The organism is Pseudomonas agronomica, from assembly GCF_025917275.1.
Lineage (GTDB): Bacteria > Pseudomonadota > Gammaproteobacteria > Pseudomonadales > Pseudomonadaceae > Aquipseudomonas > Aquipseudomonas agronomica.
This window is the reverse complement of sequence record NZ_JAOSHO010000636.1, coordinates 1-2,490: the sequence shown is the minus strand read 5'-3', so window position 1 is coordinate 2,490 and position 2,490 is coordinate 1. Positions and strand designations below refer to the sequence as shown.

Here is a 2,490-nt window from a genome sequence, read left to right as displayed (position 1 = left end):
AGCCTGCTCGCGAAGGGGTTGGACTGTCGCCACAACCCTCAAGCCGGCGTCAGGCACTCCGGCCCATTGAGTTTCGGGTCGTTGACCATGTTCGCCAGCACCCGCTCGCGCAACTGCCCCGGCTCGCTCGCCAGCAGCCCTTGCAAGGCATGCAGTGGTGTTTCGGGATCAAGCCAGAGTCGTTGGCCTTCTTCGTCCAGAATCAATGGACGACGCTGGCCAGCCGCCGGCTGGGTGATGACTGCCGTGCTCAACCACACCTGTTCCTGCACCGGATACGCTTCCCAGATCGCTGCAAAAAACAATGACGAACCCTCTCCCGGCGTGAGCCAGTACGGGCGTTTACGCGATCCGCCGCGCCATTCGTAGAATCCATTGGCCGGGAGCAGGCAGCGACGCAAACGCAGGGCCTCGCGGAACATGGGCTGTTCAGCGACGGTTTCGGCACGGGCGTGGGCAGGCGTTCGGGACATATCGGTCAGCCACGGCGGCGTCAGCCCCCAACGCGCCCGGGCCAATTCGCGCTGGCCGTCGGCCCCGGCCCGCAGCATCAGCACCGAATCGTTGGGCGAAATGTTCCATTGGGCCTTCTGGTCGGCGGGAAAGCCGGGCAAGGCCGCAAAGGCGGGGTTCCAGCGAAACAGGGCATAACGTCCACACATGGGGCAACACGACTCTTGATCGAACGAACGGCCGCCAGCCTAACAGACCAGCGTGCCCGGGTAGCTTTCCGGTTCATCGCCGGGCAGCGGCAGCGCGGCATTGTACGCGGCGATCAACTCCCGGGCGTATTGCGCCTGTTCGTCTTCCACCGTCAGCCCGAGCAGGCCTTGCATCGGCAGTTCCCCCGCACCGCCCAGAAGATCGCGGCCCACGAGGTGCGCCGTAATGCCCTCGCTGGCGAGCATGCCTTGCAACAACTCGCCTTCCATCAAGTTTTCCAGCTCGTAGATTCGCTGCATGGCCGCCTCATCGTTCGTTTTCGCTGAAGACTTCGAGGTGCCACTCCTCGCCGTGGACTTGCAGTACGAAGGTGATCGGTCGACAACAGACCTGACAGTCTTCGATATAGGTCTGGTCGCCAGCGGAAAGATCCAGGGAAGTCTCTACTTCTTCTCCACAATACGGACATTCATACTCAGCGGCTTCCACCATCGCGGTCTCCCAAGTGACTTGTGCGTATAATCGCCGGTCTATTTGCAGGGCTATTTTCGTCTGGCTTATCTTCCAGGCCATGCCCTGTCGTATTTTCGATCGAACCTTTACTTACCCTAGCCGTTTCCAACAAGAGAGCATGATGGGCGAATTCGATGCCATCCGACCTTACGACGACAGTGAAGTCCCAGCAGTGCTGGCACGGCTGCTCAGCGACAAGGCGTTTCTAGATATCCTCACCCACTTCCGCTTCCCGCGCCTGGCCGGCGCGTTCGGCTGGATGCTCAAACCCCTTATAGCGCAGAAGTTGCGTCGAGAGTTCGCCGGTGTGACATCGGTCGCCACGTTGCAGGACAAAGTGGAGTTCTATGTCGATCACACTATCGAGCGCGCCACTGATGGCGTCACGTATACCGGGGTGGAGCAATTCAAGTCCGGCAACGCCTACCTGTTCATCGCCAACCACCGCGACATCGTGATGGACCCGGCGTTCGTCAACTACGCCGTGTACCACGCCGGCCTGCCGACCCCTCGCATCGCCATTGGCGACAACCTGCTGCAGAAGCCGTTTGTCAGCGACCTGATGCGCCTGAACAAGAGTTTTATCGTGCACCGCTCGATCACCGGTCGCCGGGAAAAGATGGCGGCGTACCAGTTGCTGTCGGCGTACATCAACCATTCGATCCGCAACGATTGCGCCTCGATCTGGATCGCCCAGGCCGAAGGCCGGGCCAAGGACGGTGACGATCGCACCGAGTCGGCGATCCTCAAGATGTTCCACATGAGCCGCAAGGACGAGCCGTTCGGCGAAGTGATCCGCTCGCTGAACCTGACCCCGGTGTCGATCAGCTACGAATACGACCCGTGCGACCAGGCCAAGGCCCGCGAGCTGTACATCCGCGCCACCACCGGGACCTACACCAAGGCACCGGGCGAGGATGACGTGAGCATCGCCAAGGGCATCACCGGTTATAAAGGCCGGGTCCATGTGAATTTTGCCGCGCCGATCACCGAGCTGTTCGAGGACACCAAGCAACTGGCAGCGGAGATGGACCGGCAGATCCTTGGCGGTTATCGCCTGTTCCCGGTGCATTACCTGGCCTATGCCCAATGGGCCGATGCCGACCCGCAGCTACAGGTCCCGACGGCCGCCGAGGTGTTCGGTGCCGAAGAACTGGCAAGGGCCCAAGAGGAATGGCAGCGTCGGTTGGATGAGTGCCCGGTGGAACAGCGACCGTTCCTGGTGCTGCAGTATGCAACGCCGGTGCGTAACCAATATCGGGTCAAGGCGGGGTTGGCGCTTTAAACCTGGCGGGTGTTTTTCGTGGCGAGGGG

At 61.3% G+C, this 2,490-nt stretch carries 4 protein-coding genes; 1 reads left to right on the top strand and 3 read right to left on the bottom strand.

The genetic code is table 11. The features are described from left to right. Positions 1–38: 38 nt before the first annotated feature. The 3 genes from OC610_RS25535 to OC610_RS25525 are packed head-to-tail and all read right to left on the bottom strand — an operon-like array spanning position 39 to position 1,155. Complete coding sequence (locus tag OC610_RS25535; RefSeq protein ID WP_264431799.1) at positions 39–662, bottom strand: SOS response-associated peptidase; 624 nt, start codon at positions 660–662, stop codon at positions 39–41. Between the two features lie 39 nt (positions 663–701). Continuing rightward, positions 702–962 carry a DUF2007 domain-containing protein gene (locus OC610_RS25530; RefSeq protein WP_264431798.1) on the bottom strand — a complete coding sequence of 87 codons (261 nt, stop codon included), beginning with the start codon at positions 960–962 and terminating at the stop codon, positions 702–704. Positions 963–969: 7 nt separating this feature from the next. After that, positions 970–1,155, bottom strand: a complete 186-nt coding sequence (locus tag OC610_RS25525) for a CPXCG motif-containing cysteine-rich protein (protein ID WP_264431800.1) — start codon at positions 1,153–1,155, stop codon at positions 970–972. Positions 1,156–1,294: 139 nt separating this feature from the next. On the opposite strand from OC610_RS25525, the gene OC610_RS25520 reads away from it, so the two are divergent. Continuing rightward, positions 1,295–2,461, top strand: coding sequence for a 1-acyl-sn-glycerol-3-phosphate acyltransferase (locus OC610_RS25520; RefSeq protein WP_264431796.1), 1,167 nt, complete (start codon positions 1,295–1,297; stop codon positions 2,459–2,461). Positions 2,462–2,490: the final 29 nt, after the last annotated feature.

What these genes read in the sequence shown, in the direction of transcription:
- OC610_RS25535 (WP_264431799.1), bottom strand. Translation starts at nt 662, where the DNA reads ATGTGTGGACGTTATGCCCTGTTTCGCTGGAACCCCGCCTTTGCGGCC.
- OC610_RS25530 (WP_264431798.1), bottom strand. Translation starts at nt 962, where the DNA reads ATGCAGCGAATCTACGAGCTGGAAAACTTGATGGAAGGCGAGTTGTTG.
- OC610_RS25520 (WP_264431796.1), top strand. Translation starts at nt 1,295, where the DNA reads ATGATGGGCGAATTCGATGCCATCCGACCTTACGACGACAGTGAAGTC.
- OC610_RS25525 (WP_264431800.1), bottom strand. Translation starts at nt 1,155, where the DNA reads ATGGTGGAAGCCGCTGAGTATGAATGTCCGTATTGTGGAGAAGAAGTA.